The following is a 23,380-nucleotide window of genomic DNA, read 5'->3' on the forward strand; positions in this document are numbered from 1 at the left end:
TAAAGCGGCAAGTTTAGAGAAGCACTACCCAAAAGACAAACAGAAAACCAAATGGTTCCTAAAAAGTCAAAGTTTATCACTCTAGTGTAGTTCTATAATTTACCTATTAACCCCTGTGAGCACATTCACATTAGGATTCATAGGGTTTCCAGCCATTCGTCTTAAAAGCACTATTTGACCTGTATGATAAACAGCATCTGCTATAGGGCCGTTGATCATATACCAGAGAGGCATCCCCCTAAAACTCAAGGTCTCCATATCCTTATCTGACAATTCGCGAAGCTTTAAGGAGGTAGCATAGAGAACTTTTAGCGTTTCGGCTCGCAACTCCTCAAAATCTTCTCCTGGTTCCTCAACTTCAGCCCCTTTATCTACACTTTGAAGCACTAACAGACACAGGTCATAGATATGCTTTGTGGTTTGCTGAATATCCCGACCTTCACCTTCCGGACCAAAACTTAAATCTTCGGCCTTAAGCCCCTCTGAAGCCCAGTAGAACCTATAACCTAGCCCATCTACCATTCTGGCTATAACATTAGCTGCAGAATAATTCTCAGGCGCTTTTAAAAGCGACTTATATGGAAGTTCTTGGGCATGCAAACCACCAAAAGTGAGCATAAGAATCAATAGCAAAACAGTCCTTTTCATATCGTTTTTTGTGATTGATTTAAAGGTAGGATTTTAATAGAAAACCTACTCCTTTACATAGAAAAAGCCCTTCTGATGACTCAGAAAGGCTCTTTGCAGATTGAACATAAGTATTATAAATCTCTTTTTTCTACCAGCTTTATTGTACCCCAATAGATCAGTAGCATAAAGCCTATAACAGCGCCCAATTCGGGTAAGCTAACGTAGTCTTGCACCTCTTGAAACAAATATTTAGGGAAAGGAATATGTATAAGCTGATTTACTGCTTTAACAGGCAACAGGTAACCAATCCAGTCATAACCCAGATAAGTCATTCTTCCCCATATCACATTTTCCACCACAAGCGTCCAAAAAATGAGTACTCCCATGGCAATGATAGACTTCTTGATCAATGCCCCAACAAAGAGAGTGAAAATCAGGAATGTAAATAACTGCAGAGCAAAAGCTAGTATAAAGTAAGCATCTTCAAATACTAGACTGAAAGTGATCTCAGAACTGTAAATGAAGCCCGTTATTAACCCTAAAACGAACAGAAAAGCAGCTGAAACTAAACTTAAAAAGCCAGCCATCACGATTTTACTCATAATGAATTCGCGCTTACTTAAGCCGTCAATAACATTTTGTCTGATGGTTCTGTAAGAAAATTCATTCGTAACAGAGAATATCAAGCTGAAACCTAGTAATAGCTTAAAGAATATGGCAACGCTGGTGATATTCTGCCAGATGTCTGGAAATTCATAGAATGGAATAATTGTAGGGTCTACACCATCCAAATCGAAGTCTTCAAACTTACTTTTCAGGTATTGAAAAAACGGCATCACTCCTACACAGATAATAGCTAAAGCAATTAGGTACATACTAGCTAAAATCTTGAAAGACTTACTAGGCCTCACTTTTCTAAGCTCTATTCTTAATAATCGCATCATGATTGACCTCCTTCCTGACCTTTAAGTATTTCAAGGAATTGCTTCTCTAAGGTTTTGGTTTTCACTACCAAGTGCTTAGCGGTAATTCCATTATCGAATAAATATTTATTGACATCTGCTGCTCCGTAATTGTCTTCCATGGTGAGAATGTATTTGTCTAATTCTCGTTTAAGCTGCTTATGCATTTGAGCAGACTCTAGAACTTGTTCTAAATTCTCAGCATCTGCTTTTACCTCTACACTCAGGCTGCCTTTACCAACATCTTCTACCAAGCCATTATGGATTAGCCTTCCTCTCTGTAGAACACAGAAGTGCGTACAAACCTTTTGCACTTCATCTAGTAGGTGACTCGCAATAATGATGGTTTTACCACTATTCGCAATTTCAATGATCAACTCTCTGATTTCGGCAATTCCTTGCGGATCTAAACCGTTTGTAGGCTCATCGAGAATCATCACTTCCGGGTCGCAAAGTAAGGCTGACGCAATGGAAAGCCTCTGTTTCATTCCTAATGAATAGGTCTTGAATTTAGAGTCTTTACGTTCTCCAAGACTTACCTGCTCAAGCACTTCATCAACTCTTGAGTATGGAACACCTTTTATATCACAGACAATCATGAGGTTTTCCACACCAGTAAGGTATGGGTAAAATATTGGGTGCTCTAGAATGGCACCAATTCGCTTTCTTGTGGCCGAACTACTCTTTTGACCAAACCACTCAAATAAACCCGAGGTAGGGTTAATTACGTCTAGAACCATTCCCAAAGTAGTGGTTTTTCCACTCCCATTAGGCCCTAAAATGCCAAACACGCTTCCTCGTTTAATATCGAGGCTAAGCCCATCTAGCGCTTTAATCTTTCCATAGTGTTTGGAAAGATTTTTAATTGATAATACTGTATCCAAACCGTGTTGTTTTAAGTTGACCTTATCTAAATGTTTCTACCAGACTCATTCCACCCGCACTACCTACAAACTGAGATAACTCAAGAATTTTGTTGACATCTGGATACCCTTCAATATCCAAAATGCTATAACCTGTACTACTCTGTATGAAAACAACAAACCCTTCAGGTTTATCGCCTTTCTCTTTCATCATCACAGTCATATTATTGCCTTCCATACGAGCCGTAATTAAGTCTTCATAGCCTTCTGCATGAATATCTTCTGAGAGTTGGGTAAAGAGTTGTGATTCTGGTATTTCGGAGCCCTCGTAATTGAAAAACTTGATCTTCTCAATACCATTTATCATTTCCGAAATCTGAGGCATTTCATCTAAGTCCGATGAAAATTCTTGCTGCAAACCCATCTGAAGGCGTGCATACATTTTGAGGGTACTTTTGTAAAAGAACATCTTAAGACTGGGCTGATGTTCTTTGCGGAAGCGTTCTACACTCCGACTTTGACCATTAACTGAGTATGCTAGCGAACAAAAGATCACTAGTACTAAAAGCTTCTTCATACATCCAAATTTTGAGCTTTTGACTAATTATGTAAAAAAGTAAACTGAGGCCATCGTTTACCTCAGTTCACTTTAAATTAAGCAATTCTTAATTGCCTCCTTGCTGATCGAGGAACTCTAGTTCCTCAAAGCCTTGCATCCCTATTTTCTTAGAAAGCTTGTAGAGAGCATTTAAATCAATTCCGTCACCAACAATGCTGAGTAGACCAAACTCGCTATCTCCTCCCATTACCATGAAGAGTTCGTTGATTTTATTGTTTTTCTCTTTAATCAGGAACCTAATGTCTTTATCGTCATCTCTTACAGACATTAATTCTTCAAAGCCTTTACCTTCTACCAACTTGATGGCCTCTGTATACATTTTTCTTCCATCTGCACCTTTCTCTTTTCCTAGCACCTGTACACGCTTAATTTTACCTAAAGACTCTTCAATCATCTTTTGCTCATCAGCATCCCCGTACTCGATTTTACTTATCATCTGGAACATCTTTCCACTAAAGTTGATGTGAGTAAAAGATTCGTCTGAGGCGTACTTACTGAAGTACTTAGATATTGCATCATCCTGAGCATTTGCACCTAAGGCAAACACCGCCATCACCATTGTTAATACTAACTTTTTCATATTCGATTTTTGACTAATTATTTTCAACATTCATTTCACTAAGCATATTCAACCCCTCTGAAGCCTCTCCTAACTTGGCAAAGTCTTGAAGTTCATCGGTTCCTTTGCTTAAATTGGTTAACTCGTTCAGGGTGTTCTGCCCTTTATTCATATACCTGGAAACCATGAGTAACTGCTTTTTCAATTCGGCATACGCCAACTCAGGGTCTTCAAATGTATCTTCTACTTGGTATTGCTGTTGTTGCTGGAAGTAGATAGCTCCACTTATGAACAACACCACTACCGCGGCTGCAATACTTGCATACTGTCTGAAATAGTCTTTCAGACTAATCACTTTGGCTCCTTTTTGCTCTTCTAGCTGATCTATCTGAGCGAATAATTCTGCATCGAAAGATTCGTCTAGTTCAGCATTTTTCTTTTCATCAAAGTGTGCGAAAAGAGTCTTCTCCTCTTCTAGCTGAGCATCTTCTGAAGAAGCCAAAAGCTGTTTCAACTCTTGTTCTTCTTGCAGGCTGGTTTCAGTCTCCCAGTACTTCTTTAATAATTCTGATGTCTTAGAGTCCATAAGCATCTACTTTCATTAAGCTCTCTTTCAGTTTTCTTCTTGCTCTGAATAGATTAGTCTTCACCAGATTAATATCTATTCCGAGCATATCTGCAATCTCTTTGTAGGCGTAGCCCTCAATATCTCTAAGGTGCATTACCTCCCTTTGCCTATCTGGCAAGTCTTCTATGAGATCCATTATTCTTTTCATTAAATCACCTCGTTCGGTGACTACAAACGGAGTATCCCGTTCCTTTCTCGTATCCAACTCCACTTCAAACAAGTCTGTCTTCTTTACGTGCTTGCTCCTTAATTTATCGAGCGACTTGTTTCTGGTTACTTGCATGCACCAAGCTTCAAGGTTCTGAATTTGATTAAGCTCATCTCTTTTCTCCCAAACCTTTATCAGGCTTTCCTGAACAACATCTTTAGCCAATTCTTCATCCTTCACAATGTGAAGCGAGAAGCGGAAAAGCTTGTTCTTCAGGGGTAGAACCTCTTCTTTGAAGCGCGATACATCCATAATCAAAAAGTAGACGGCAACGTGTTAAACTAAGTTAACAGGAAGGACAAAATATTTGCAGAAATTCAGTTTACACCCCTGAAAATCAAAGAATAAAAAATAAAAAATAAAAAAATAAAACAAACCACTATAGGCTCAAAGCACCATATTTTTAGAAGCAACTGAAAGTCGCTTTGAATAGCCAACTTTGAAAATGTACGTCACGAAAGTTTCGGGATTAGATTTACGATTGACGTCAATCAAAATTTGCACATCGTAAATTCCAAGATGCTTTTTAGAATCTAAAGCGAGGAAGGTGTCTTAAAAGCGAACCGTCATTCCCGACTCCGATCGGGAATCTTCCCAAAATGGCTCCAAAGACCTATAGAGATTCCCAGTCAAGCTGGGAATGACGAAAACAGTAGCTTTTAAGACACCCTCAGTTTTAACTCCTTTTGTGACCAATAAACTTTATTGACAGTCTATAGACTTCAAAGAAGCGACTGCACTTAAATCTTCTGGAGAATTAGAAACAACATCACAGGCCTCGCTCTTCATTCCTAACGCTTGGAGAGATAGCGCCCAATAAGCATACATGCGAGGAACATTGGCATCAATATCTGCGGCAAGTTCAAAATTGCGGATAGCAGCTTCATAGTCTTCTTTAAAATAAAAAAGCATACCTCGGTTTCTATAAGCCCAGGCATTATCTGAGGCTCCTATAATTGAAATTCTAATGTCTTTTTCGGCTTCCTCTAGCCTTGATTGATTCAGATAAATAAAGGCTCTATTACTAAGAAAGTACGGATTATTGTAGTCTAACTTCAACGCTTGATTAACCAAATCTAAAGCCAAATCGAAGTCAGGCTCAGGCCTATATGACTCAATTAGCGCTAAAGTATTGTAGATATTAGGCTCATCTGCATTGATTTCTTTTGCTTCGTTCAATCGGTTGATTGCAGTTTCAAAATCACCCATCATGAACATGCTATTGGCAATGTTGATGTAAACCTCCGTACTATCACTTCCCTTTTCTAAGGCCTGATTGAAAGAGGCAATAGACTGAGCATGGTCTTTCATTTCATGATAAGCCAAGCCCTTGGTAAAGTAAACGTATGCGGAGTCCGGTAGCTTATACTCTAACTTGGCAAGGTCACCCAAAGCCTTTTCGTATTGACCATCGGCCAAATACGCATTAGCCCTATTTCTTAGAGCATCGGCATAACCAGTGTCTACCTGAACTAGGATATTTGAATAGTCAATGATAGCTTCTGTATATCTTCCATCTTGATAGAGGGCCACTCCTCTATTGTTCAATGCCTCTTTGTAATCGGGTTTTATAGCTAATGCCTCAGAGTAAAACCGAACTGCCTGTTCTAACTGACTATTATTTAAGGCTTCATTGCCTTTAATGAAAAATCGGCCTGCCTTATCCTCATCAGAATCACAGGCAAACACTAAAAGAGTAGTCAGGAGAAGGAAGTATTTTTTCATATCGATATCGCTGCGCAAAGTAAGGCATCAGTAAGAGTATTAGCAACTTAAGTTGTTCTTATTACGAAGCATTATGGCTTCATTTTTGCTTATTAATCGCTTAAATTCAACATTATGAAAAAGATAATCACGCTTGTACTTACCATTTGCAGTCTTCAAGTTTACAGCCAAGAAGCTGGTATCCGCATTACAAATCAATCGGACAACTTAGAATCTAAAAACCCGCTATATACCATCAATCTAGATGGCAAGACCATCTCCTTAGGAAAGTTTGGAACCCTAGAAAATATTGACCCTAATTGGATTTCAGCAATTAACGTATTAAAGGGACAATCGGCTTATTCGCTATATGGCAATAAAGGTAAAGACGGAGTAGTGATTATCGATCTAAAGTCTTCCGATGAAAGTAGAGCGTACTTTGAAGAAGAACTGAAAAGGTATAAACATCTGACCGAGGTCAATGAGCTTCAGGATGCATCTCACACAGAAACACAGGAGAATACTATTACTCCACGCAGCACATCAGTAACCGTAAAAGGACAATTCAATTATTTAGAGAATCCTCCATTAGTTGTAGTTGAGTTAGGTGATGAGCGCCTTGAGATGCAAACCATCGGCAAGCTTAATATCATTAATACAGAGTTGATTGATGAAATAAACGTTTTAAAAGATAAAGCTTCATTAGCCCTTTATAAAGCAGAAGATAAGCCAGGTGTAGTATTGATAAAGTTGAAAGACAACAAAAAATCTGCAAAGGAATTCAAGAAAATAAAGAAGGCCATTAAAAAGAAGAAGTAAGCCCTAGCCTAAGTTTTACTATTTTAGTCATCTGAACTAATTCCTATGGCTAAGAACGAAAACAAGACTACAGAGAACGAGGCTAGTGTTGAAGACTTTCTGAATACTGTTAAGGACGAGAGTAAAAGAGCCGACAGCTTCGAAGTGAAGCAAATGATGGAAAGAATAACTGGTCACCCAGCAAAAATGTGGGGTTCTTCTATTGTTGGCTTCGATGTTTACCATTATAAATATAACAGTGGCCGTGAGGGAGATATGCTAAAAGTTGGTTTTTCTCCCAGGTCTACGGCCCTAACTCTTTACATAATGCCTGGCTTCGATAGGTACGAAGAGCTAATGAGCAAGCTAGGGAAGTACAAAACAGGAAAGTCTTGCCTCTATATTAAAAAGCTGGAAAATGTGGATAAGGCTGTACTGGAGGAGTTAATAACCGAGTCTTATAATTATATGACTGAAAAGTACGGTTAACCCTTCCTACCTAATTACCGCTAGGTGAAATACCTATTTTAATCCAAAATCATATCTGTTGGTAGGGTAGTTTTTACCCATCTGGTAATACTCTCGTCTATGAAAAGATATTTCACCTACCTTCTGGCCATTTTACTTTTTGCAGCGTGCATTTTCAATGAAGACATAGTACCTAGTAACCTGTCCGATAAGTTTTTAGGAGCTGTAAAGAGAAATATCAAAAAAGACCGTCAAGAGCTGCTAGAGGACATGAAAGAGATAACCAAACAAGGCCTAATTGAGTTTGAAGTCTATGACGAGGCTGGCAAATTAATCACCATCCTTAAGAACCCAGAAGATTTTGATCAAGCCGTTATTCAATCAATAGACTATAAGAATTTCTCTATCAAATCTGTTTCAAACGTAGCAGTATTAGGAAACATTCAACTGAGTAACTCACTCAATTAAGCCACTACCCTTTCCGCCCATTCTGGCTTAGTGGTTCTTACAACCGCCTTTAATTCATTCAAAATATTATAAAGACCGAAATAAGTACGGTTGATGTAAAGACCATCGCGGGCACCTCTAGCTTTTTCAGAAGACCTGAACTTCTTCGACTCAGAAATCACTTCTCCCATTTCAAAGATCTGTCTGAAATAACCATCGTCACCAAAATCGAAGACATCTTGATGGAATGGCCTACCCAAAAGCCCCATCAATTCTCGAACCACACCAGAGAAGTAAATTTTATCTTCTTCGGTATCATCATCATAGATAAAACTCAGCTCTTTAAAACGCTGCTCTAGCTCATCGTCTGCAGATAGCATGTCTTTTCTGATCAAACTAAAATATGGTTCATAAAACTGATCTGGAATCACCTTTACACAACCAAAGTCTATCACCCCTAGGTTTCCATCATTGTCAATAATGAAATTACCCGGATGCGGGTCGGCATGTACCTGTTTCAAATTATGAATCTGAAAATCGTAGAAATCCCACATGGCTTGGCCAACCTTATTTCTAGTCTCCTGATCTGGATTCGACTTAATAAACTCTTTGAGCACCTTACCATCCATCCAATCCATGGTGATTACTCTATCTGAAGAGTATTGAGGATAATACTTCGGAAATTTAAGGTTTTCAATATGTGCACAAGCTTCAGATATTTCCATCGATCTCTCAACTTCTAACTGATAATCAGTCTCTTCCAATAGCTTAGTCTCTACCTCTTCCATATAATGATCGAGGTCTCGCTCATTAAGATTCATTAACCTTACTGCAAAAGGGCGCACAAGCTTTAAATCAGACTTTACAGAATTGGCCACTCCCGGATACTGAATCTTCACAGCATACGTTTTACCGTCTTTCTTGGCTTGGTGCACCTGACCGATAGATGCTGCATTTACAGCCGACTTGGTGAAACTGTCGAATATCTCGGTTGGGCTTTCTTTAAAATATTGCTGAAAAGTTTTAACCACCAACGGATAAGACAAAGGCGGAGCAGAATACTGCGCCATCGAAAATTTATCTTGATAAGCTGCAGGCAAAAGGTTTTTATCCATGCTCATCATCTGAGCTACCTTTAGCGCACTACCTTTTAATTCGCTCAAAGAATTATAAATATCGCGGGCGTTATCGGCATGAAGCTCATCTTTGCTCAAAGAAGGATTTACAGCCTTTTTTGCATAGTGCTTCACATAATTACCTCCTACTTTCGCTCCCGTCTTCACAAATTTGGCCGCACGTTGCACCTTTGAAGTAGGTATTTTCGATTGCTCCTTCATCTAAGCTTATTATCGGTTTTGAAATAGAAATTTGCCAAAGTCAACAATGGCATCTAGTGGGCCTCTACCCATTAAATCGAAAGCCAAATTCACTGACTTTTCAATTGCTGCATCGGTCTTCTCGAAGCCTCTGCTCTCATCTTTTATCCAGAAACCAATAACAAATAAGAACTGAAGCCAAAGCGCCTCATCATACTTTTTGCTTATCACTGGTCGCTTTTCAATCTCCTCCGTTTCTTCACCTTCAAGCAAAAGCTCATTTACCCAATCTTTAAAGGCTTTTCTCACTTCAATGAGATAATATGGAGTGAGTTCAGGTCTGATTTTCTTCGGAACAGTCTGCAGAATATAGCTTCGGTGTCCCTTCAGTTTTTCTATGAAAGAATAGAAGAAGGCCAGCATTTTTTCACGCACAGAATACTCGTCATAAACAGAATCATTTTTCACCATTTCTAGCGTGTCGTTAAAAATGGAGAGCCATATCTGCTTCTCAATATTTTCAAAAGAATTGAAGCTCTCATAGAAGTCTTCTTCCTTGATTTTCAAATCTTTTATAAACTTAAATATGGACTCTGGCTTCTTGCCATGCTCCAACACATAAGAGATATAACCTTCTCTGATTTTCTCCTCTGGCGACTTTCTAACAGCCTTTTTTGCAGCTTTCTTTTCTTCCATGCCAGCATAACATCTGTTTATAGAAAAAGGTTGGCTCAAGCTTAAGTTTGATTAGATTTTTTCACTGTCTGTTACCCAAAAGCTCAATGGACTCGTCAACAGTGTGAATCAACACGCTATGAAACCTTTCATTATTCAAACGCATAACCTCAATTTTTACTTTAAAGACTTTAAAGCTTTAAGTGAGGTAAATCTTCAAGTACCGCAGGGCAGCATTTTTGGCTTCCTTGGGCCTAATGGAGCTGGGAAAACTACCACAATTAGAATTCTGCTCGACCTGTTTCATGCTAAACCAGGAGAAATAGAGCTTTTTGGTACAAACTACAACCAAAGCAGAAATGAAATTTTACAGAGGGTTGGAGCACTTATTGAAAATCCTTCCATCTACAAGCACCTTTCTGGAAGACAAAACCTAGAAATAATTAGGCGTATGGTAAGCGCCCCAAAATCTAGAATTGATGAAGTGCTTGAGATAGTTCGCTTAAGAGATAATGCTGACAAAAAGGCTAAAAACTATTCTTTAGGTATGTGTCAAAGACTTGGCCTTGCAGCTGCTCTACTCACCGATCCAGATTTACTTATTCTAGATGAGCCAACCAACGGACTAGACCCCAGTGGAATTATTGAAATGAGAGAACTGATCATCAGATTGAATAAAGAGCACGGAAAAACCATCTTTCTTTCTAGCCATATTCTTTCAGAGATTGAAAAGCTAGCTACCGATGTAGCCATAATTGATGGAGGAAGAATTCTTTATCAGGGGAAACTAGATGGTCTGCATGGAGATGCTCAGTCTATGGAATTGAAGATAGAGCTAGATAGCACAGAAGATGCAGCCAATATTATAAGAAGCCTCAACTATACCATTTCAGAAGTAAATGGCAGATCAATTAACCTACCAATTGAACGTAAGTCTGACATAGCAAAAATAAACAAGGCACTAGTTGAAGCTGGCGTAGAAGTTTACGGACTGCAAAGTTCTGCTGAAACGCTTGAATCAATATTCCTGAACATCACAAAAAAACTCAACTAATGAACTCAGCTTTAGCACTCAAAAAAGGCATTTCTGCCGAACTATTTAAGTTTCGATCTACCTTCGTTTTTTGGCTGGTCATATTGGCTCCTGCCTTTATTCCAACCATTAACCTGATTGTGTTTTTGCAAAGGGGTGATGAAATACTGGCTAGAGGCGGGACTGCCTGGGGAAATTTGATGCAGTTTAGTACCGGACCTTCTGGTTTCCTTTTTCCATTCTTTGTGTTCATTGTAGCGCTTTTTGTTAATAATATTGAATGGAGTTCTAACACTTGGAAACTCATCTATACCCAACCTCTAAGCAGACTAAACATCTACTTCTCTAAGCTTATAGTTTTTGTTCTGATGCTTTTCCTTAGCCTAATTTTGTATGGCTCTTTACTCGTTTTAGTCGGAAAAATTGTACACTCAACTAACCCAGATTTGGGTTTTGGAAACCCACTGAACCTAACCATTCACTTTGGCAACATAGTAAGGACATTCTTGGCTACTCTGGGCTTTGCAAGCATTCACTTTTACATTAGTCAGAAAACGAAGAACCTCATTCTACCCTTAGGCATTGGCATTGGTGGACTTATTTCATTTATGATTTTGGTACGGGGGTGGGAATACGCAGCATACCATCCTTATGGCTTCCATATCTTAGCCAATGGCTCCAATAATGGAGACACCTCTACATTGTTAGACAACTTGAGACCTATTACATTAAGCCTTGGCCTTTTTGTGATAATGACAACTATTGGCGCCATAGATGCCCTAAAAAAACGAATCGTCTAATGAAGAAGCATCATCATACAGTCATTGTCCTAATTAGAATTTTTCTAGGCCTGATCTTCTTTGGTGCGGGTATGTCAAAACTCTATTTTGAACATAACTTTCCTGGTGTCATTGGTCCAGTATGGTTAGAAGAAAGATTGGCTGAGCATGGACTGGGTTTTTACGCCCGCTTTATAGCCGGAAGCCAGGTTGTAGCAGGCCTAATGCTTCTTACGCAAAGATTTGCTACACTTGGCGCAATACTCACCTTCCCTATTCTGTTGAATATCTTCATGGTAACCGTGTCGCTTCAATGGCAAGGCACTCCTTATATAAATGCCTTTCTACTGATGTTGAACACATGGCTCCTTGTATATGACTACCATAAGTTGAAGTTTATTCTAACAGATAAACCGGCCGAGCTTAAATCTATCTCACTGAAGCGGATAAGCCTAAGCGCAGATTTCATTTGGCTTGTTGCTGTAACAGGAATTCTCGGTAGCATTCCCCTTTCTTTCGTAAATCTAAATATGGCTTGGGGACTCTGCGTACTTATGGTTTTACTGATTGTTTGGAATCAGTTGAGAAGAAAGGAAGAAAATTATCGAGGCGAAAGAAACATTCACTGATTTTCAATCGTCATTAAAATATCCCGCATGTCGGGATTTAATACATCCAAATCGTGCCCTGGCTAAAAGTAGTCGGGGTTTTTTTATGCAAATTGGTAAAGTGGATTCCTGTTTAACTTCAAACGTATCTATCCATTTACCTTCAACAACTCAACCATCTTCTGTTTATACCCCATCGGTAACATTCCATCTCAAACAATTCCCCTACCTTTGCTGCATGCCAATTGAGTATACTAGAAACGAAAACTTAGGAAGTCAGCCCAACAACCCTCTTCACGGAGTTAAGCTGGCAGATATACTCAATCATTTGGTGACAGAGTTAGGGTGGAAGCAAATGGCCAATGAGGTCAATATCAACTGTTTCAAGAGTAACCCTACCATCAATTCTAGCCTTAAGTTTCTAAGAAAAACTCCATGGGCTAGAGAAAAAGTGGAAAGGCTTTATCTACAAATAATTGAAGAATAGCATGAGTGAGCAGCAGCAAGACAAAGGGAAAGGTGCGTTCAGAAAAGCTTGGGACGCACAAAAGAAACAGGCAAAAAAGCACAACACTAAGCCATCTTCAAAAACGAAACTTCACCCAAGAAACCCTCATAACGGGCCTTATAACCTTGATGAGTTAGTAAAAAGTGTTCCCGAACTAGAGGAATACATAACACTGAATGTAAAAGGGGAAAAAACGGTAAAATTTGCCGAACCTCAGGCCGTATTGCTGCTCAACAAAGGCTTACTCCTCACCTACTACGACCTAGAGTTTTGGGAAATTCCTGAAGGCTTTCTTTGTCCACCAGTACCAGGCCGAGCAGATTACATTCACTACATGTCCGATCTATTGGCTGGAAGCAACTTTGGCAGAATGCCAAAAGGCGATAAAGTCACATGTTTAGATATTGGTGTAGGTGGCAATTGCATTTACCCGATTATTGGCTCGCATGCTTATGGCTGGAATTTCATTGGGAGTGACACAGATACAAGAGCTAAGAAATCGGCTACGGACATTGTAGCGAATAACAAAAGGTTGAAAGGCAAAGTAGAAATCAAGCTTCAACCCAATATGAAGGACATACTCTACGGAATTATTGACCATAGCACCAAGGTAGATATGACCTTCTGCAACCCTCCTTTCCATGCCTCTAGAGCCGAGGCCAGAGAAAGCTCACTCAGAAAGCAGAGCAACTTGCAGAAGAAAGGAGTAACAGAATCTGTGCTCAATTTCGGAGGAAAAGGTGGCGAACTTTGGTGCGAAGGTGGCGAAAGGCGCTTTGTGAGCAACCTGATCAAAGAAAGTAAGAAGTTCGAAAAGAATTGCTTCTGGTTCTCTACACTGGTTTCTAAGCAATCTAACCTTAAAGCTTTCCAAGATTCACTAGACTATAATAAGGCAACCGATGTTCGGGTTATTTCTATGACTCAGGGCAATAAATCTAGCCGTATTTTGGCATGGACGTACCTAGACAACGAAGAAAGAAAAGCATGGAGAGCTGAACGGTGGGGCTAAACCAAGTTGACTTTGTACCTAGCTAGTTCTATTTTAGAACAACGTATGAGCACAATATCACAGCCTACCTTTATAGAATTAGAAAATATCCCGAACCCAAGCCTTAAGCAAAAACTAATTACTTCCGTGTTATATGGCGTCATATTCGCCATTCTCCAAGTAGCCTTGTCCTTAGCAAGTAAGTCTATTGAATACTACCTGCTTTCAGGTCTATTCTTCGGGATTTTCATGGGGTTTGCCAATCCTTACTTAAGTAGATTATTTCGATCAAAAAAGAGCAATGGAGATGAGAGAGCAGAAGGCATCTATTTCAATGAAACTGAAAAAATCTTGGTTAAGGGAGCTGTCAACCTTTTCAAAAACAACTTGGGTGCTGGTGGAGAAATGTACCTAACAACAGAAAGGTTAATTTTTACTTCACCAAAATTGAGATTCAATAACGATGTGCTTGAACTTCCATTATCATCAATTGAAAACGTAGAGTCTAAAAAAGGCAATTGGTTGGTGAATGAAGTCTTTACCGTTCGTATTCCAAACAAGGAGTATCAATTTGTCTCATTCAACAAAGACGTATGGGTGACTGAAATTCGGAAACAACTTGGAAGTTGATAAAGCGAAACTCTTACTAAGCAACTTCTAAATACCAATGAACCTCTGAAGAATAGAACTCTTTCTGCCATGTCGAAAGACCAATTCATCATTTAGCCTTTAACATTCACAATTCTAGAAAAGTCAACCCAAAGACATCTACACATTAACTCATATAAACATCAATGCTTCCAGAGCTCCCAAGCTCGAAACATTTAATTAAATTCGAGACATGGAAATAAAGGAAATTAACGGCTTCGAACACATCCCCTATTCACATGTGCATTATGGGCCGGAAGAAATGGTTGAAAGAAGCCAAAAATTCTACGATTGGATGGAAACCCGCAGGTCGGTTCGTGACTTTTCTGACAAACCTGTACCGAAGGAAGTTATCGAAAACATCCTTAAATCTGCCTCCACAGCCCCATCAGGAGCACACAAACAACCATGGACGTTCTGTGTGGTAAGCAACCGGGAAATCAAAAAACAGATTCGAGAAGCTGCAGAAAAAGAAGAATACGAAAGTTACACTAAACGAATGAGCGAAGAATGGCTAAACGATCTTAAGCCTATGGCAACGGATTGGCATAAGCCTTTTTTGGAAACAGCTCCATACCTTATCATTGTAATGAAAAGGCCTTTTGAATACGATTCTGAGGGCAAAAAACACCAGAATTACTACGTGAATGAGTCGGTAGGATTAGCAGCCGGAATGCTTATCACGGCTATTCACGATGCTGGTTTGGTTACACTTACACATACACCAAGCCCAATGAATTTCTTGCAGAAAATTCTTGAAAGACCAGACAACGAGAGACCTTTCCTTTTACTTCCTGTGGGTTATGAAGCTGACGAAGTATTTGTACCAAACAACCGCAGAAAAAGCCTCGATGAAATGGCTGTTTTCTATGAGTAAGCTACTCTGGCTTTTATTGATTTTCGTATTTAGCTTTCAAAGTCTTCAGGCCCAACGGTACTCTAAACGGCAGATTAGAAAGGATCTAGAAGAGTTACCGGGCTTTGAAAATGCCTTTATTGGCTTTTTACTAGCAGACCCAAGTAAAAGGAAGCCCATTTTTGAGCAGTATGCAGATAAGCATATGACTCCGGGTTCAACCACCAAGCTCTTCACTATTTATGGAGCAATGAACCATCTGCCAGAGGTGCTTCCTGCATTGGAATATACTATCAAAGGTGACTCACTTATCTTTTGGAGTACAGGCTATCCCCTCACTTTACATCCAGACCACACGGATTCTACAGTGATGAACTTCCTGAAAGAAACGGGCAAAAACCTCTATTACTGGCCCCGACCTACAGAAGACTCTCGTTTTGGCCCCGGCTGGGGTTGGGATGATTACCCCTACTACTTCGGAGCAGAGAAATCCGTTTTCCCTATCCATGGCAATAGCGTAAAGTTCATTTTGGATAATAAGAACAAAACCTACACCATGTCGCCTGAATACAGAGGGTTTCGCGTTTCTGTAGATTCACTTTATGCAGAAAGGTCTAGCGTTACTCGCGATGAATTTTGGAATGAGTTCAAGATTCAGTTCGCCACTAATTACGATGTAGACACTATCACTAGAGCCTTTCATACTTCCGATGCTCTGTTCACTGAATTGCTAAGCAATGCAATTCAAAAGCCTGTTCATACTTTAGAAATGGAGGCTAGACCAGAGAATCATGAAACCCTCAACGGAGTGGTAGCCGACAGCCTTTATAAATGGACACTCCAAGATTCTGACAACCTCTTCGCTGAACAGATTATGCTAATGATCAGCGGGCAACAGAGTGATACTTTGGGTACGGAAAAATCAATAGCTTTCTTAAAAACAGAAGATCCCTTATTGCAAATATTCCAATATTCTTCTCCTCTCATTTGGAGAGATGGCTCTGGTCTTTCTAGGTATAACATGTTTACTCCAAGTACGTTTGGAGCAATGCTTTATAACTGGACATATCCATACCCAGGAAAACGACTAGCAGAATCGCCTTCTACGGATTTCCTAAACTTCTTTCCTCAAGGAGGAACCTCAGGCACCCTTAAAGACTGGTACGGCCCCTATGTTTATGCTAAAACTGGAACCTTGAGTAACAATCATGCTTTGGTTGGATATATCCTGACGGATGAAGGCAAAACACTTCAATTTGTGCTGATAGCCAATCACTATACAGTACCAACCAGCACCATCCGCAAATCTATGGGCGTGATTCTGGAAAAAATTAAGAAGGGTTACTAGGTGTCCGGGAAAATTATAGGCTCTAAGAGTGCCGTCCTTGCGAGTCACAAAAAGAACGAAGCGAAATTTTGTGATGCGGCAAACTGATCCCGAGAATTCAAGAGAAACCATCTGCTACAGCCACTCCAGTCGTCAGACCAATGACTGGTAAGATCAGCTGAGGCCGAAACGCAGGAATGCTTGAGAAACAATTGGTCAGACGACTAACTGCTACCTCTCAGCCTTGCACCTGAGTAAGCCATTGGGAAACTGGGTAATTGGTGCTCGGGAAATAGTGGGTTAGGTAATCGGACTCCGAAGTCTCGGGGCGGAAAACAGTTTAAGAGCCTTAGTCACCCACCTTTTCACCTCGACCGTAGCGGAGAGGCCTAAGTGGGAAATTGGTTGATTAGGAAATTAGTAATTGGCGCTTGGTGTTCGGATCCTCAGCAAAATTCACTTTATACGTCATTGCGAGGAACAAAATGAACACGGTGAATTTTGTAACGCGGCAATCTTTTTGTTCTGGGCAGCAGACCACCTAACAGACAGATTGCTTCGTCATAAAATCTTATTAACACAGGTTTTATTTCTCGCAATTACAGACCCGATACTGATTTCCGATTAACTGATAACTGATCGTTGCCCCATCTATCCTAAGACCTCCTTTTCAACAAAAGGAAAATACTCGACTGCTAATAAAGGTGTGTGCAAACATTCAACATTCCACATCAAACACTCAACATTCAAATCACTTCGCCTTATCCCAAAGCTTTTTAGGCGGGACCACCACAAGCGAGAATTTCAAATAGCCAGCATCTTTCAACTTGTATTCCTGAATAGGGTTATTCAATCTTTCGCCAGGAAGAGAAATGATGTAAGCCACATTATTCACATAAGAAGCTTCAGCAGTAGCCCAAAGCCAATCATGAATTTCTCTTTCAAATGCCAAACTCATAATGAAATCTGCTCGCTGTAATGTAAGCTGATTCTGTTCTTGAGAAAGCGCATTAGTCACATTAAATCTCCAATTATCGAACTGCGCCTTCAAAATAAGGTAAGCTTTTTCTGAAGGATGGTAGCGCAAACTAGCATAAGATGGCAGAAATGATTCAATCATCATTTTCGAACTCAAGGCTCTATTATAGGCCAATGTAGGGTAAACATTAAGCACCCCAAGTGCATAGTTCACAATGAGTCCGTAGCCTAACTCTAACTTCTCAGATTTTCGAACATTATAAGCTGCTGAAAGAAGGTACCTGGCAGAATAACGATCTACACTGCTGGTATCGCTAGCTAATTCGGTCACTCCCATAAAGGTGAGCTTGCGTTGATCATCTAGCTTGCGCTGAAACAAGAAGTTTACCCCCGTGTTGACTAACTTCTTTTCATTCAGATATCGGTAAATATTGTCGTTGTCTTGAGGAATGAAAATGGTGTTATACTGCTGCCTGAGGTACTTCAGTTGAAGTCCGAAAAGCGTTTTTTCCTTCAGAACCAAAGGAACACCTAAACGAACAGTAAAAAGCTGATCGCTCACAAACTTATTTTCTGGTTGCCCATCACTGTAGAGCGTCTGGTAATCGGTAAAACCACGATACCCGACCTCAATAACCTTGGGTCTAAACTCCAAAAGTTTTTGGGCATGCGCGGTAGAAGCAATAAGCAAAAGAAGTGTTAGCAGTTTCAGTACTCTCATAAGTCTAACAGCGAAATCTCAACAGCTCAAAATTTCGGCATGCAAATAAACAAATTTATTAATAGGAACTACGCTGTAACCCCAGCTCCTTTAAAAGTCTATTTACATTCTATAAATACTGATAATCAGTCAATTGTTTAAAGTAACGCATTCTATTTTAGGCTACTTTCAATGAGTATATAAGGTAGTTGGAAGCAGCTAACTAGTCTCCATTAAGGCTAATTGACTTGCCAGAATAGAATGACGACCATTCTTAAAAAAACCTTCATTGGAGGCTGCTATTATTTTTATCTTAAGGGCTTATTCAACTCAAATACTAATGAAAAAGACTCTTTTATTATTTAGTCTAATCTTAACCACTGCCGCCTTTGGGCAAACTGAAATTACTTCAGAAAAGCTCTCGGGGTTACGGCTAAGAAATATTGGCCCTGCTGCCATGAGTGGCCGAGTGGTAGATTTGGCTGTCAACGAAAACGATCCTTTCACTTATTACATAGCCACGGCCACTGGTGGAGTATGGAAAACCACCAACAATGGTGTTACTTCAGAACCAGTGTTTGAAAACGAAAACACTCATTCTGTTGGGGCTATTGCATTGCATCAAAAACACACCAATATTCTTTGGGTAGGAACTGGAGAGCGTGCCAATAGACAAAGTTCTTCTTGGGGAGATGGTATTTACAAGTCTCACGATGAAGGTAAAACTTGGCAACATATGGGCCTTAAAGATTCTCACCATATTGGCAGAATTGCCCTTCACCCTACCGACACCAACACGGTTTACGTTGCGGCAATGGGTCACCTTTGGGGACCAAACAATGAAAGAGGTCTTTACAAAACCACTGATGGTGGTGAGACTTGGGAAAGAATCATTTATGTAAATGATGATACTGGGGTTGTTGATGTAGCGCTAGATCCGCAGAACCCAAATATCGTTTACGCAGCTACCTACCAGAGAAGAAGAACACCATTCGGTTTCGATGGTGGCGGACCTGGCTCTGGCTTGCACAAGTCTACAGATGGTGGAAAAACCTGGAAAGAATTAAGAACTGGCCTTCCTGAAGGCAATTACGGTAGAATAGGTATTTCAATCTTCAGAGCAGATCCGAACATCGTTTACGCATCTGTTGAGCAAGGTTTTCAATACAATGCTTCTACGGCATACAACGAAAGAAGAGCTGGGCTATACCGCTCAAAGGATAAAGGTGAAACTTGGGAGTTCATGAGCGACTGGAATCCTCGTCCTATGTACGCCAGTCAGCCTTTAGTAGACCCAAGCGATGCTTCTAGAATCTACATGATGAACCAGTACAGCTATTCGTCTGATTCTGGTAGAACTTTCCGTCCGGCAAGACAATCACTACATGGTGATGATAGAATTTTCTGGGTAAACCCTAAAAACTCTCGCCATGTAATGAAAGGCGATGATGGTGGCTTGGGAATCTCTTATGACAGAGGCGTTACCTGGCTTTACATCACTAACCTACCTGTTTCTCAATACTATAGAGTTGCTGTAGACATGGCTAAGCCGTACAACGTTTATGGTGGTTTGCAAGATAACGGTAGCTGGGTTGGCCCAAGTGAAACCTACAGAACCAATGGAATTCTTAACGAGGATTGGAAAAAACTAGGTGGTGGAGATGGTTTCTTGAACCTACCACATATGACTGACGAAGACATAGTATATACTGAGTCTCAATACTTAGGCCTAACTAAGTTGAATATGAAAAACGGGCAAAGTCAGTCGATCAGACCAGGAGATCCTACTGGACATATTGGTGCTAGAAGAAATTGGGATGCTTGGGGGCCTGGAACACCAGAGCCAGAGTTAGGTAACGCTATGGAACCTGCTAACTGGGATGGTCCATTCTTTTTGAGCTATCACGATCCAAACACTATTTACTCAGGTACAGAGCAACTTTGGAAAAGTACCGATGGTGGTGCTACTTGGAAAAGCTTAGGCAACCTCACTACTCGCGTTAACAGAAGAGACTTAACTATTATGGGTCAAAAGGCGGATACTTCAACTGCTTCTTTAGATGATGGTATTCCTTACTGGCCAACACTTACTGCAGTAGCAGAAGATAGATTCATACAAGGCCACTTATACGTGGGTACAGACGATGGGCTTGTTCAGGTTTCTGAAGATGATGGTAAAACGTGGACAAACGTAACTAGCAAATTGCCAGGCCTTCCTGCAGATTCATGGGTGAACACTTTCGAGGTTTCTTCTCATACTGCCGGAACTGCCTATGTAGCCATAAACAACTACAGAAATAACGATTTCAACAATTACGTTTACCGAACAACCAATGGAGGTAAAACTTGGGAGTCTGTTGCTGGAGATTTACCTGCCGACAGAGTAGCAAGAACACTTAGAGAAGACCCTAAGAACCCTAACGTACTTTATTTAGGTACCGAACTTGGCTTATTTGTGAGTTTCAACAAAGGAAAAAACTGGGTTGAACTGAAGAACAATATGCCTACCCTACCATTCAATGACTTGGTTATTCACCCGCGAGATAATGATTTAGTATTGGCTACACATGGTAGAGGTGTTTGGATTCTAGACAATATCAGTGCACTTCAAGAAATCGGAGATCAATACCACCAGAGGTTCGCTCTATTTAGTATTGCAGATGCCGAAATGATAGACAGAAACATTAGCGGAGCGCATACTGGAGATATGTACTACAGAGGTGAAAACCCAGCTGTTGGTGCTATGATCGACTATTATGTACGTGAAGATGTAGATGCTGATAAGTTAAAACTTACCATCCATGATACAGACGGTAATGAGCTAGCAACATTAAGAACAGATGCCAAAGCTGGTATTCACAGAACCTATTGGAACTTCCGTGGCCCAGATTTTAAACCAATGAATCAGAACCCAGACAACAACAGAAGAGGTGGTTTCAGAGGTTTTGGCCTAGGAGGAACTCCTATCCTTCCTGGCGTATACGTTGCTCGTTTGACATATGAAGACAAAGTAATTGAGCAAACCTTTAAGGTGAAAAACGACCCTCGCTTAGAAGTAAATATAGACGCTCAAAGAGCCTGGAAAGAGTCTTTGATGGGTGTTGGAGAAGTTTACGAAATGGTAGTAGACGAAATGCTGCCTGCGCAAAAAATGGGATGGCACCTAGATAAGCTGAACAAGGAAAAAGTAGAGTATAACGAGGAAGCCGCAGAAGCTATTGAAGACCTTAACAGCAAATACAGCGAGCTAATGAGCCGTGTAAGATCTGTTTACTTTGAGGCCAGTGGCTGGATAGGCCCTCTTTCAGGCGACCAAAAGGCACAGTTGGACTTCTTTAAAACTATGTTACCTAAGCTAAGACAAGAAACCAATCAGGTAATGAAAACAGCGATACCAAAACTTAACAGAGGTTTGAGTAGAGCAAATAGATATACCGCTAACTAATTGATGACAAATGAAGAACACTAAACTATGGACAACAGCAGTATTATTACTGCTTAGCGTTTTTGCTTTTGCACAAAGTGAACGGAGTAGACAAATACCAGTAGAGTCTGCGGTGGTTACTCAACATGAAGTAACCATAAAAGGGAAGAAAGTGCCCTACAAAGCTACTGCTGGCACTCAACCCGTTTGGGATAATTCTGGTAAGCCAGTGGCTACGCTTTTCTATACTTTCTATGAAAGATCTGACGTAAACAACAGAGATAAGCGACCGTTGGTCATTAGCTTTAATGGTGGCCCTGGTTCTGCCTCTGTTTGGATGCACATTGCTTATACAGGACCAAAAATCCTCAAGATTGATGATGAAGGCTACCCAGTTATGCCTTACGGCATCAAAGACAACCCACATTCAATTTTAGATGTGGCCGATATTGTTTTTGTAAATCCAGTGAATACGGGTTATTCAAGAATTGTTGATCCTGAAGCTGACAGACGTCAGTTTTTTGGAGTGAACCAAGACATTCGCTACTTAGCTGAGTGGATTAACACTTTCGTTTCTAGAAACAACCGATGGAATTCTCCGAAGTACTTGATTGGCGAAAGTTATGGTACTACCAGAGTTTCTGGCCTTTCATTAGAGCTTCAGAATAGCCAGTGGATGTTCTTGAATGGAGTAATTTTAGTCTCTCCTACTGAATTGGGAATTGAAAGAGGCGGACCTGTTGAAATGGCTAACCGATTGCCATATTTCACAGCAGCCGCTTGGTATCACAAACAGTTACCAGCCGACTTACAGAGCAAAGACCTCTTAGATGTACTTGAAGAGTCAGAAGCTTATACACAAAATGAGCTTTTGCCAATGCTGGCCAAAGGTTGGTTGGCCACCGATGCTGAAAAGAATGAGGCCATCCGTATGTTTGCCAGATACTCAGGTTTAGACGAAGAAGTAATCCGTCAGCATAACCTAGATGTACCTGAGAATTTCTTCTGGAAAGATCTTTTGAGACATGAAGGATATACAGTAGGCAGATTGGACTCGAGATACAAAGGAATTGATAGAATGGAAGCTGGAATGAGCCCTGACTATAATTCTGAGCTAGACTCTTGGTTGCACTCCTTCACCCCTGCTATTAACTATTACTTCCCGAATGTTCTCAATTACAAGACCGATGTGAAGTACAATATGTTCGGTCCTGTAAACCCTTGGGATAGAAGTGGCGACAGAACTGGTGAAAACTTACGCCAAGCTATGGCCATGAACCCATATTTGCATGTTATGACCCAATCTGGATATTACGATGGTGCTACCACTTACTACAATGCTAAGTACAATATGTGGCACATGGATCCAAGTGGTAGGCTAAAAGACAGAATGAGCTTTAAAGGCTACAGAAGTGGCCACATGATGTATCTAAGAGCTGAAGATTTGGCAAACGCCAATGACGATATCCGTGAGTTTATATTAAATAGCCTTCCGGCTGAAGGAACTCCGGCTAAGTATTAGTTGATCGGTTAATCGGTTAAATGGAATTCAGGAAAGGAGCTTCGGCTCCTTTTTTTATTCATCACCTTTTTAAAAGCCATTTAAACCATAGGCTGAACTCAGAAACCGATTAAGCTCAATTTTCAACTC

24 protein-coding genes are annotated in these 23,380 nt (G+C 40.3%); 13 read left to right on the top strand and 11 right to left on the bottom strand.

The window, feature by feature from the left end; genetic code table 11:
• Positions 1-99 precede the first annotated feature (99 nt).
• From AWW68_RS16205 to AWW68_RS16240, 8 genes are all read right to left on the bottom strand, one after another.
• A complete protein-coding gene (locus tag AWW68_RS16205; RefSeq protein ID WP_068223286.1) occupies positions 100-648 on the bottom strand; it encodes a DinB family protein in 549 nt (182 codons plus the stop codon).
• A 113-nt stretch (positions 649-761) separates the two neighbouring features.
• Positions 762-1,574 carry an ABC transporter permease gene (locus tag AWW68_RS16210; RefSeq protein WP_068223288.1) on the bottom strand — a complete coding sequence of 271 codons (813 nt, stop codon included), beginning with the start codon at positions 1,572-1,574 and terminating at the stop codon, positions 762-764.
• Positions 1,571-2,476 (bottom strand): ABC transporter ATP-binding protein, encoded by a 906-nt coding sequence (locus AWW68_RS16215; RefSeq protein WP_068223291.1) that lies wholly within the window; start codon positions 2,474-2,476, stop codon positions 1,571-1,573. Before AWW68_RS16215 ends, AWW68_RS16210 begins: the two co-directional genes overlap by 4 nt.
• A 22-nt stretch (positions 2,477-2,498) precedes the next feature.
• Positions 2,499-3,032: a DUF4252 domain-containing protein gene (locus AWW68_RS16220; protein WP_068223294.1), complete on the bottom strand. Its 534-nt coding sequence runs from the start codon at positions 3,030-3,032 to the stop codon at positions 2,499-2,501.
• An 88-nt stretch (positions 3,033-3,120) separates the two neighbouring features.
• Entirely contained in the window at positions 3,121-3,654 is a 534-nt protein-coding gene (locus AWW68_RS16225; protein ID WP_157717685.1) for a DUF4252 domain-containing protein, read from the bottom strand.
• 13 nt (positions 3,655-3,667) lie between these two features.
• Positions 3,668-4,219, bottom strand: a complete 552-nt coding sequence (locus AWW68_RS16230) for a hypothetical protein (protein ID WP_068223301.1) — start codon at positions 4,217-4,219, stop codon at positions 3,668-3,670.
• Entirely contained in the window at positions 4,209-4,721 is a 513-nt protein-coding gene (locus tag AWW68_RS16235; RefSeq protein WP_068223304.1) for an RNA polymerase sigma factor, read from the bottom strand. The genes AWW68_RS16230 and AWW68_RS16235 overlap by 11 nt, the downstream gene beginning before the upstream one ends.
• Before the next feature lie 450 nt (positions 4,722-5,171).
• On the bottom strand, positions 5,172-6,194 hold the full coding sequence (locus AWW68_RS16240; RefSeq protein WP_068223307.1) for a tetratricopeptide repeat protein: 1,023 nt from the start codon (positions 6,192-6,194) through the stop codon (positions 5,172-5,174).
• A 114-nt stretch (positions 6,195-6,308) separates the two neighbouring features.
• On the opposite strand from AWW68_RS16240, the gene AWW68_RS16245 reads away from it, so the two are divergent.
• The 3 genes from AWW68_RS16245 to AWW68_RS16255 all read left to right on the top strand — a co-directional run bounded on the left by AWW68_RS16245 (position 6,309) and on the right by AWW68_RS16255 (position 7,907).
• Entirely contained in the window at positions 6,309-6,992 is a 684-nt protein-coding gene (locus AWW68_RS16245; protein ID WP_068223310.1) for a hypothetical protein, read from the top strand.
• A 45-nt stretch (positions 6,993-7,037) separates the two neighbouring features.
• On the top strand, positions 7,038-7,460 hold the full coding sequence (locus AWW68_RS16250; protein ID WP_068223313.1) for a DUF1801 domain-containing protein: 423 nt from the start codon (positions 7,038-7,040) through the stop codon (positions 7,458-7,460).
• A gap of 99 nt (positions 7,461-7,559) precedes the next feature.
• Positions 7,560-7,907, top strand: a complete 348-nt coding sequence (locus AWW68_RS16255; RefSeq protein WP_068223315.1) for a hypothetical protein — start codon at positions 7,560-7,562, stop codon at positions 7,905-7,907.
• Here the strand turns inward: AWW68_RS16255 and AWW68_RS16260 are convergent.
• Entirely contained in the window at positions 7,904-9,223 is a 1,320-nt protein-coding gene (locus AWW68_RS16260) for an ABC1 kinase family protein (protein ID WP_068223318.1), read from the bottom strand. The two genes, AWW68_RS16255 and AWW68_RS16260, sit on opposite strands and share 4 nt — an antisense overlap.
• A 9-nt stretch (positions 9,224-9,232) precedes the next feature.
• On the bottom strand, positions 9,233-9,898 hold the full coding sequence (locus AWW68_RS16265; RefSeq protein ID WP_068223322.1) for a TetR family transcriptional regulator C-terminal domain-containing protein: 666 nt from the start codon (positions 9,896-9,898) through the stop codon (positions 9,233-9,235).
• A gap of 118 nt (positions 9,899-10,016) precedes the next feature.
• Between AWW68_RS16265 and AWW68_RS16270 the strand changes: the two genes are divergently transcribed.
• From AWW68_RS16270 to AWW68_RS16305, 8 genes are all read left to right on the top strand, one after another.
• Positions 10,017-10,931 carry an ABC transporter ATP-binding protein gene (locus tag AWW68_RS16270; RefSeq protein ID WP_068223328.1) on the top strand — a complete coding sequence of 305 codons (915 nt, stop codon included), beginning with the start codon at positions 10,017-10,019 and terminating at the stop codon, positions 10,929-10,931.
• Entirely contained in the window at positions 10,931-11,710 is a 780-nt protein-coding gene (locus AWW68_RS16275) for an ABC transporter permease (RefSeq protein ID WP_068223331.1), read from the top strand. Before AWW68_RS16270 ends, AWW68_RS16275 begins: the two co-directional genes overlap by 1 nt.
• Positions 11,710-12,318: a DoxX family membrane protein gene (locus tag AWW68_RS16280; protein WP_068223334.1), complete on the top strand. Its 609-nt coding sequence runs from the start codon at positions 11,710-11,712 to the stop codon at positions 12,316-12,318. Before AWW68_RS16275 ends, AWW68_RS16280 begins: the two co-directional genes overlap by 1 nt.
• 217 nt (positions 12,319-12,535) lie before the next feature.
• Complete coding sequence (locus AWW68_RS16285; protein WP_068223336.1) at positions 12,536-12,784, top strand: VF530 family protein; 249 nt, start codon at positions 12,536-12,538, stop codon at positions 12,782-12,784.
• 1 nt (position 12,785) lies between these two features.
• Entirely contained in the window at positions 12,786-13,817 is a 1,032-nt protein-coding gene (gene rlmF, locus AWW68_RS16290) for a 23S rRNA (adenine(1618)-N(6))-methyltransferase RlmF (protein ID WP_068223339.1), read from the top strand.
• Positions 13,818-13,862: 45 nt separating this feature from the next.
• Positions 13,863-14,426 (top strand): GRAM domain-containing protein, encoded by a 564-nt coding sequence (locus tag AWW68_RS16295; protein ID WP_068223342.1) that lies wholly within the window; start codon positions 13,863-13,865, stop codon positions 14,424-14,426.
• A 211-nt stretch (positions 14,427-14,637) separates the two neighbouring features.
• Complete coding sequence (locus AWW68_RS16300) at positions 14,638-15,321, top strand: nitroreductase family protein (protein WP_068223345.1); 684 nt, start codon at positions 14,638-14,640, stop codon at positions 15,319-15,321.
• Positions 15,314-16,648 carry a D-alanyl-D-alanine carboxypeptidase gene (locus AWW68_RS16305; RefSeq protein ID WP_157717686.1) on the top strand — a complete coding sequence of 445 codons (1,335 nt, stop codon included), beginning with the start codon at positions 15,314-15,316 and terminating at the stop codon, positions 16,646-16,648. Before AWW68_RS16300 ends, AWW68_RS16305 begins: the two co-directional genes overlap by 8 nt.
• Positions 16,649-17,378: 730 nt before the next feature.
• Here AWW68_RS16305 and AWW68_RS16310 read toward each other — a convergent pair.
• The gene (locus AWW68_RS16310) at positions 17,379-18,326 is read right to left on the bottom strand and encodes a DUF6268 family outer membrane beta-barrel protein (protein WP_068223351.1); all 948 of its coding nucleotides are present in this window, start codon (positions 18,324-18,326) and stop codon (positions 17,379-17,381) included.
• Between the two features lie 319 nt (positions 18,327-18,645).
• Between AWW68_RS16310 and AWW68_RS16315 the strand changes: the two genes are divergently transcribed.
• Together AWW68_RS16315 and AWW68_RS16320 are read left to right on the top strand one after the other, a co-directional pair.
• Positions 18,646-21,750, top strand: a complete 3,105-nt coding sequence (locus AWW68_RS16315; protein ID WP_068223354.1) for a WD40/YVTN/BNR-like repeat-containing protein — start codon at positions 18,646-18,648, stop codon at positions 21,748-21,750.
• A 10-nt stretch (positions 21,751-21,760) separates the two neighbouring features.
• The gene (locus AWW68_RS16320; protein WP_068223357.1) at positions 21,761-23,251 is read left to right on the top strand and encodes a S10 family peptidase; all 1,491 of its coding nucleotides are present in this window, start codon (positions 21,761-21,763) and stop codon (positions 23,249-23,251) included.
• Positions 23,252-23,380: the final 129 nt, after the last annotated feature.

This window comes from Roseivirga spongicola, assembly GCF_001592965.1.
GTDB lineage: Bacteria > Bacteroidota > Bacteroidia > Cytophagales > Cyclobacteriaceae > Roseivirga > Roseivirga spongicola.

Coding starts and splice junctions, on each gene's coding strand:
- AWW68_RS16265 (WP_068223322.1), bottom strand. CDS start 9,898: ATGGAAGAAAAGAAAGCTGCAAAAAAGGCTGTTAGAAAGTCGCCAGAG.
- AWW68_RS16245 (WP_068223310.1), top strand. CDS start 6,309: ATGAAAAAGATAATCACGCTTGTACTTACCATTTGCAGTCTTCAAGTT.
- AWW68_RS16300 (WP_068223345.1), top strand. CDS start 14,638: ATGGAAATAAAGGAAATTAACGGCTTCGAACACATCCCCTATTCACAT.
- AWW68_RS16295 (WP_068223342.1), top strand. CDS start 13,863: ATGAGCACAATATCACAGCCTACCTTTATAGAATTAGAAAATATCCCG.
- AWW68_RS16235 (WP_068223304.1), bottom strand. CDS start 4,721: ATGGATGTATCGCGCTTCAAAGAAGAGGTTCTACCCCTGAAGAACAAG.
- AWW68_RS16275 (WP_068223331.1), top strand. CDS start 10,931: ATGAACTCAGCTTTAGCACTCAAAAAAGGCATTTCTGCCGAACTATTT.
- AWW68_RS16210 (WP_068223288.1), bottom strand. CDS start 1,574: ATGATGCGATTATTAAGAATAGAGCTTAGAAAAGTGAGGCCTAGTAAG.
- AWW68_RS16205 (WP_068223286.1), bottom strand. CDS start 648: ATGAAAAGGACTGTTTTGCTATTGATTCTTATGCTCACTTTTGGTGGT.
- AWW68_RS16305 (WP_157717686.1), top strand. CDS start 15,314: ATGAGTAAGCTACTCTGGCTTTTATTGATTTTCGTATTTAGCTTTCAA.
- AWW68_RS16315 (WP_068223354.1), top strand. CDS start 18,646: ATGAAAAAGACTCTTTTATTATTTAGTCTAATCTTAACCACTGCCGCC.
- AWW68_RS16240 (WP_068223307.1), bottom strand. CDS start 6,194: ATGAAAAAATACTTCCTTCTCCTGACTACTCTTTTAGTGTTTGCCTGT.
- AWW68_RS16225 (WP_157717685.1), bottom strand. CDS start 3,654: ATGAAAAAGTTAGTATTAACAATGGTGATGGCGGTGTTTGCCTTAGGT.
- AWW68_RS16270 (WP_068223328.1), top strand. CDS start 10,017: ATGAAACCTTTCATTATTCAAACGCATAACCTCAATTTTTACTTTAAA.
- AWW68_RS16320 (WP_068223357.1), top strand. CDS start 21,761: ATGAAGAACACTAAACTATGGACAACAGCAGTATTATTACTGCTTAGC.
- rlmF (WP_068223339.1), top strand. CDS start 12,786: ATGAGTGAGCAGCAGCAAGACAAAGGGAAAGGTGCGTTCAGAAAAGCT.
- AWW68_RS16260 (WP_068223318.1), bottom strand. CDS start 9,223: ATGAAGGAGCAATCGAAAATACCTACTTCAAAGGTGCAACGTGCGGCC.
- AWW68_RS16285 (WP_068223336.1), top strand. CDS start 12,536: ATGCCAATTGAGTATACTAGAAACGAAAACTTAGGAAGTCAGCCCAAC.
- AWW68_RS16220 (WP_068223294.1), bottom strand. CDS start 3,032: ATGAAGAAGCTTTTAGTACTAGTGATCTTTTGTTCGCTAGCATACTCA.
- AWW68_RS16310 (WP_068223351.1), bottom strand. CDS start 18,326: ATGAGAGTACTGAAACTGCTAACACTTCTTTTGCTTATTGCTTCTACC.
- AWW68_RS16255 (WP_068223315.1), top strand. CDS start 7,560: ATGAAAAGATATTTCACCTACCTTCTGGCCATTTTACTTTTTGCAGCG.
- AWW68_RS16250 (WP_068223313.1), top strand. CDS start 7,038: ATGGCTAAGAACGAAAACAAGACTACAGAGAACGAGGCTAGTGTTGAA.
- AWW68_RS16230 (WP_068223301.1), bottom strand. CDS start 4,219: ATGGACTCTAAGACATCAGAATTATTAAAGAAGTACTGGGAGACTGAA.
- AWW68_RS16280 (WP_068223334.1), top strand. CDS start 11,710: ATGAAGAAGCATCATCATACAGTCATTGTCCTAATTAGAATTTTTCTA.